This window comes from Clostridium sp. N3C, from assembly GCF_900095445.1.
In the GTDB taxonomy this organism is placed as follows: Bacteria; Bacillota; Clostridia; order Clostridiales; family Clostridiaceae; genus Clostridium_AU.
Map to the genome: position 1 here is coordinate 1 of NZ_FMJL01000077.1, position 6500 is coordinate 6500.

Genomic DNA, 6500 nt, shown 5'->3' on the forward strand with positions numbered 1-6500 from the left:
AATGATGGATGCAGGTCGAACTCGGTCGGGAGGCATGTCACATTTTCTACATCGTTTGAGTCACGATTGCAACATTTGATAATCATCTTTGACAGCCATTCGGGGATCGGGAGACTTACCCACAAACTCTTGACACAGTCGAAGTAAAGTTATAAGCTCGTATTATAACGAGAAATATGATAGGATAACCGAAGAGATGGAGGAACTAAGCCAAGAGCCTTCGGCCTTTATTAAGGTGGAGTTTAAACAGAAAGATGCTCTTTCAAAGGTTCGGTAGATAGAAAAATAGAAAAAATGATTAAGGGAAAGGAATTTGTGATTGAGTTTGATGAGGATTTGTTTACTTCGCTAGTGGAGAGAATACGGGTAAAGTCGCTGGTGGAGGTGGTGTTTGTATTGAAGGCGGGGCTTGAGGTAAGGGAGAAATTAAAATATCTCAAAATGCATGAAAATTATGATATAACATTGGTGTGCTAAGCTGATGTTTGGTAAATAGTTTTTTTTGTTTTTTATGGAAATCTTTTCATAACGATATTATGATTGAAGGTTTTGCTTTAAATATGTGTAATAGGAAAGGGGATAAAAATGGAAATAAAAGCTGATGTTAAACCTATTAGTGAATTAATGAAATTTTACTTTACAATACCGGATTATCAGCGAGAATATGTTTGGAAAGCCGAAGAACATGTTGCTCAATTTTTTGAGGATATTGAAAACGAATTTTCAGAAAATAAACCCATGAATGAGCAGGCAAGCTATTTTATTGGTTCAATAATAATTGTAAGAAAACCAGACGGTGATTATGACGTTATTGATGGCCAGCAGAGGTTGACAACAATAGTTCTTACCCTGTGTGCTTTTAGAGAATATTTAAAGAACAAGGTAGATCCTAATACTGTTGGGACTAAAAGATTAGAAGAAATCAGAAAAAAGATTGATGAACTTCTTTATAGCTATGATTTAGGAACTGGACGTAGTAAACCTCGCCTCATACTTCAGTATGAAGAAGCAAAAGATTACATGAATTGTTTAATAGAGGAAACCGATTTTAAAGGTGACACAACTAATTCAATCAATAAAATGATGGAAGCATATGAAAAAATATTTTCATATATTGAGAATATAGATAAAACTTATCTCTTAGATTTTATCACATATTTTCTTATCAAAGTAGAAATGGTTGTCATAATCCCGGAAAACATAAGTAGTGCTTTAAAAATATTTGAAACTATCAACCAACGTGGTGCTGGGCTAAGCCCAATGGATTTGCTTAAAAACTTAATATTTAAAGAATCAAATCAACAAGATTTCGCAAAAGTAAAAGTCGTCTGGAAAGAAATGATATCAAATCTTGAAAAATGTGGTGAAGGGGATAAACCTCTTCGTTTCCTACGTTATTTTTTAATGGCAAAATATTATAATGGCATGTTAAGAGAAGATGAAATTTATAAATGGATCATATCTGATGAGGGAAAGAAAGCAATAAAATATCAGGATAATCCTTTACAGTTTGCTGAAGAGCTAAAAGAAAGTTCAGCATATTATAGGGATTTTGTTAAAGCTACCATAGCTGATACTGAAGATCCAAATTATCCATCGCTTACATATATAGGGCATATCGGTAAAAGTACTTTTCGACAGCACATTATACTTTTGCTCGCATTAAAAAATAATTTAAGGAATAATAAAGCAACTGTTGAACTCTTGTGTAAAAACCTTGAGGTATTGGTGTTTTATTACACAATGACACGTGAACAAACCAAAACATTTGAAAGCCGTTTTTCAAATTGGGCAAAAGAGTTAAGAAATATTGATACGCTTGATAGTTTAAAAGATTTTATAAAAACTAAAATCGGGGCAGAAGTACAAAACAAAAATATTAGCTTTAGCCAAGTATTTAAAACAATAAGTGAATTTGATATAAGACCTCAATATAGGGTTAAATACTATTTTGGCAGAATAGAAAATTATATTAGGCAAATGAGCAATTTGCCTGTACATCCAATGAGCTACTATAAAAGCTTGCAAATTGAACATATTATTCCCAAAACTCCTGACGGAGGGAATATTCCGCAGACATTTAAAGATAAGAATGAATATGAATTCTACTTACATTTACTAGGCAACCTCACATTAGTTGAGTCAAATATTAATCAGGCATTGAATAAGGTTAATAAAATAACAGATGCCGACTGGTTTAATGGAAAGACAAGGGAGTATCGCAAATCCGATATTAGGTTAACGCAATCAATAGCTGCGATAATAAATATAGGTGCCAATACGGCATGGAATAACTTTGCAAATAAAAATCTATTCAGTTTTACTTCTTGGGGTAAAGATGAAATTATCAAACGGCAGGAATTATTACTAGCGCTAACAAATCAGATATGGAAGGTAAGCGTATAATGGGATTAAATAGTGGCAAAAGGGATAAAGACCATTTTCGTGGTTGCCTTTTGGGCGGCGCAGTCGGTGATGCCCTGGGGTGGCCTGTAGAGTTTCTAAAATTAAACCACACACCTGCTGAAGCAGGTGTGTGGTTTAATTCAAACAAAATATGAAGAAAAGGAGAAGCAAGCTAAGAAGTTAGATAATGAAACACTTGCCCAAAGAGCAAAAGAGTCACAGTCAGAAAAAACAAGCGTGAGAAATGCTGTAACAACTATATATGAACGTAATGCTTATGTTTCAGAATACGCCAAAAGACGAGCAAATGGTATTTGTCAGCTTTGTGAAAGGGAGGCACCGTTTAAAAATAAAGATGGAGAGCTGTATTTGGAAACGCACCATGTAGAATGGTTATCAAAAGGTGGAACTGATACTTTAGATAACACTGTGGCATTATGCCCAAACTGTCATAGAAAAATGCATGTATTGGACCTTGAAGAGGATAAGTCGAAACTAAAGTTAGTGGCTGCATTTCTATAAAAATATAGGGTGAATAGTTTCAACTGCATTAGGGAGGATGAAGAATTGAGAATTGCTTTGATTTCATGCACGAGTATAAAAAAAGCATATAAATGTCCAGCTAGAGATTTGTATTCAGAAAGTCCGCGGTTTCAGCTGGCCTTTTCTTTTGCAAAGCTTATTGCAGATAAAATATTTATCCTTTCTGCAAAATATGGCTTAGTGCCGGAGGATATGATAATTGAACCTTACAACGAAACATTGGAAGAGAAAAGTGCCCGGGAACGGCGAGCATGGGGAGACACGGTGCTAAACGATTTACGCAAAGTTTCCGACTTAGAGCACGATGAGTTTATTATTTTGGCCGGCGAAGTTTATCATGAAAATCTGTTGCCCCATATGAATCATTTTTGGCTTCCTTTGAAAAGTAAACGTCAAGGGGAATGGATTCCAGAGTTAAAGAGACTGATTAGGCTTGAAAGCGAATCAGATAAAACGATAGTTCTTCATATGCTTTTCAATGGTCTGCCGCGATTGGATTGGACGATGATAAATCGGATTCCTTATCAAAATGGTATATACATCATGTTTGCAAAAGGCGAGTATTATCATGGTATGGATAGAATAGTCAGAGTAGGTACCCATAGAGGGCAAGACCGTTTGTTGCAAAGATTAAGAGATCACTTTGTGAAAGAGGATGCTGACGGTAGTATTTTCCGTAAAAATATCGGTAGGGCTTTTTTGAAAATGGCATCGGATCCATATTTACAAGTGTGGGAAATTGATATGCATAATTCTGAAAATGAAAGAAACTATGGACACTTAATAAATGAAGGGCTTGAAACTGAACTTGAGGCAAAAATTAGCCGATATTTAAGAGATAACATCACCTTTGTTTGTTTTCCGGTTGATAAAGAAGCTGAGCGATTAAGGTTAGAAGAAGGTATTATTGCATCACTAAACAGACGTTCATCATTTGGCCCGAGCAGCAATTGGCTAGGTTTGCATAGCCCTGTGCCGGAGATTGCAAGCAGCGGCCTTTGGAATAGACAGGGTTTACTGGGACAACCTTTATCTGATGAAGAATTAGAGCGGGTTAAGTGGCTTGCCAGATTTGGAAACGATAGTTACAGAAACAATACGGGGCGTAGAGCACGTGTACAAAGAGCAAAAGATAGTGTCAGGATGCCTGTTGAAGCTACGGGTTCACAAGGGAAAACAGCCGATAATGTAAGGCAGTACATAGAAAAATTGTTACAGGAAGCAAAATTGCGAGGCGAAGACTATATTGATTTGGTTTCAGGGGATATTCATAAGCAGATGGGCATGAAAAACAGGATGCCGCAGATATGCAGGATTATGTATAAGAAAATGATGCCTGGTGATGAAGTTTTACATACTACTCCCAGCGGTTATAGTTCGACTATAAAAACCAGGTATGACCTCAGAAATAGATAAGGCAAAGAAGTAGTGGATTAATAATGACTGCTATATAGCAAAGAGGTGAGGAAAAGTGGCTGTTAATTATAAAAAATGCCCTAAATGCGGGTCTAAGAATTCGGTCAAAATTGTATATGGTATGCCAGGTTTTGAACTTTTTCAGGAAGCGGAAGCCGGAAAAGTAAAATTGGGCGGTTGTTGCATTATAGAAGGCGGTCCGGAATACTACTGCAAGGATTGTAAAAATGAGTGGAACCGGGAGCAGGTGCTTGACATCATATACGGTCAGATTAAAGGGCTTAAAGCATCCGTGGGTGGTTACTTTGGCGGGTATTATCATGTAGATATTGATTTGAAAAATCTTAAAACTACATGGCTGTTCAAAGAGGGTGGTTCTGAAAAAACCAGTACAAGATCCATCCGAAATAAAACTGCAGAAGAATTCATTAAGAGTTTAAAAGAGATCAATCTGCTGAACTGGAAAGCAAAATACGTAGAACCCGGAGTCTGTGACGGGACTCAATGGAGCGTTGAAATAATTACAGACGGGAGAACCGTCAGAAAATATGGCGACAATAAGTTTCCAGAAGAATGGAGGCAGTTCTGTAAAGTGATTAAAAGAATAACGGGAAAGGAATTCAGGTGAAAGTGATGAAAGCCTTTCAGATAAAAATCGAATTAATTGATTCCGAACCACTAATATGGAGAAGGGTAGTTATCCCGGCGGATGTTACCTTCAGACGCCTGCATGACACAATACAATTTTCAATGGGTTGGCGGGATTATCATCTTTATGAATTTGAGTTTCCGCAGGAGAAACTCAGAATTACAAATGACGAAGAATCCTATGAGGTATTTAAATTTTACTCTGCCAAGTACAAAAGCAAAAAGCCAACAAGAAAGGAAGACCCTCATGGCATTATAGCCAGGATAATTGAAACAACCGTTAGACAGCCTCAAACGGTCAAAATTGATAACTATCTGGAAAAATATAAGACCCTTGAGTACATTTATGACTTTGGCGATTATTGGAGACATAAAATTGAACTGGAAAAAACCATTGAAGATTATGAGTTTGGTTACCCTATAATACTTGCAGGCGCGGGGGCTTGTCCGCCGGAAGATGTAGGTGGTTTTGGCGGTTACAAAGAATTTCTTGAAGCATGGAATGACCTTAAGCATCCGGAACATGAATCAATGCGGCAATGGGGAGAAAGCCAGCATTACAGGGAATTTGACATTGACTTTAGGAATGATCTGCTAAAGACATGCTTGAAAATCAAAAAAGTAAAGTAGTGGAGGAAGACGACTTATTCCTCAAGAGTCATATTTTAGGTTTCAATGGGCTATGCTGATATACTTCCTGCGTAGATATGTTCCCGTGAACAGCGATTTTTCAAAAATGTCCGAAAAACTCATTGACATGTTCCCGTAAACGTAAGGTTCAAAAAATTAGCCCAAGACATCAATCCAAGCGGCTCGTTCCACGTTGAGACAGTCGTGTTGATGTCAAAGGTAAAATAGGGATAGCCGTCAAAAGGCTTGAAATAAAGGTTTTTAAGACCAAAGGTAGTATTTTTGAGTGCTGCTTTTGGTCTTTCTTTTTCTTGTCGGTGGAAACCTATCGAATAGCTGAAAATGGTAGGGTTGTGGCTACACTTTTGATATAGGGGTAGGTTGTGAATACACTATGGTTAAAGGGGTAGGTTGTAGAAACACTATGGTTAAAGGGGTGGGTTGTGGAAACACTATGGTTAAGGGTATGAGTCCGTATTTTGGTACACCTTATGAGTATAATGTAAAATGAGGTGGTAGATGAAAGTAAGACAAAATTGTATAAAACAATATCAAATATCACGAAACAAGGTTAATTGTTGGTTTGTCAAACATATGTTACACCATACTTGATAAAATCCTTAAGAACAGAATTAGGTGATTTCCACTTTAAAGGCCTCATAGGAAAGTTGTTATAGTCCCTACTGTTATATGTTTTTAGTTGTTTACTAAAATCATCGAAGGAGAAAAAAGAATGCGTAGCATAAAAACGTTCATTATCCTTACGGTGACTTCTTTCAACCTTTCCGTTATGTCTTGGTGTAAATGGCCTTATTTGCTTATGAATGATGTTGTGCTGCTTGAGGCATAGTTGGAAA

General features: G+C 36.8%; 8 protein-coding genes. 7 read left to right on the plus strand and 1 reads right to left on the minus strand.

Annotated features, from left to right (window positions below; genetic code table 11):
- Positions 1 to 294: 294 nt before the first annotated feature.
- The 7 genes from N3C_RS14890 (at position 295) to N3C_RS14120 (ending at position 5643) form a co-directional block, all read left to right on the plus strand.
- Positions 295 to 477 carry a hypothetical protein gene (locus N3C_RS14890; protein ID WP_143312690.1) on the plus strand — a complete coding sequence of 61 codons (183 nt, stop codon included), beginning with the start codon at positions 295 to 297 and terminating at the stop codon, positions 475 to 477.
- A 108-nt stretch (positions 478 to 585) separates the two neighbouring features.
- The gene (locus N3C_RS14095; protein WP_074366649.1) at positions 586 to 2406 is read left to right on the plus strand and encodes a DUF262 domain-containing protein; all 1821 of its coding nucleotides are present in this window, start codon (positions 586 to 588) and stop codon (positions 2404 to 2406) included.
- On the plus strand, positions 2406 to 2561 hold the full coding sequence (locus N3C_RS14895) for an ADP-ribosylglycohydrolase family protein (protein WP_242944117.1): 156 nt from the start codon (positions 2406 to 2408) through the stop codon (positions 2559 to 2561). Before N3C_RS14095 ends, N3C_RS14895 begins: the two co-directional genes overlap by 1 nt.
- The gene (locus N3C_RS14105; RefSeq protein ID WP_242944118.1) at positions 2533 to 2928 is read left to right on the plus strand and encodes an HNH endonuclease; all 396 of its coding nucleotides are present in this window, start codon (positions 2533 to 2535) and stop codon (positions 2926 to 2928) included. The genes N3C_RS14895 and N3C_RS14105 overlap by 29 nt, the downstream gene beginning before the upstream one ends.
- A 45-nt stretch (positions 2929 to 2973) precedes the next feature.
- Complete coding sequence (locus N3C_RS14110) at positions 2974 to 4365, plus strand: DUF6884 domain-containing protein (RefSeq protein ID WP_074366650.1); 1392 nt, start codon at positions 2974 to 2976, stop codon at positions 4363 to 4365.
- Between the two features lie 55 nt (positions 4366 to 4420).
- On the plus strand, positions 4421 to 4993 hold the full coding sequence (locus tag N3C_RS14115; RefSeq protein ID WP_074366651.1) for a hypothetical protein: 573 nt from the start codon (positions 4421 to 4423) through the stop codon (positions 4991 to 4993).
- Between the two features lie 5 nt (positions 4994 to 4998).
- A complete protein-coding gene (locus N3C_RS14120; protein ID WP_014256612.1) occupies positions 4999 to 5643 on the plus strand; it encodes a plasmid pRiA4b ORF-3 family protein in 645 nt (214 codons plus the stop codon).
- A 586-nt stretch (positions 5644 to 6229) separates the two neighbouring features.
- Here the strand turns inward: N3C_RS14120 and N3C_RS14125 are convergent.
- Positions 6230 to 6500, minus strand: a 271-nt coding sequence (locus N3C_RS14125) for an integrase core domain-containing protein (RefSeq protein ID WP_143312691.1), incomplete at its 5' end; no start/stop codon positions are given.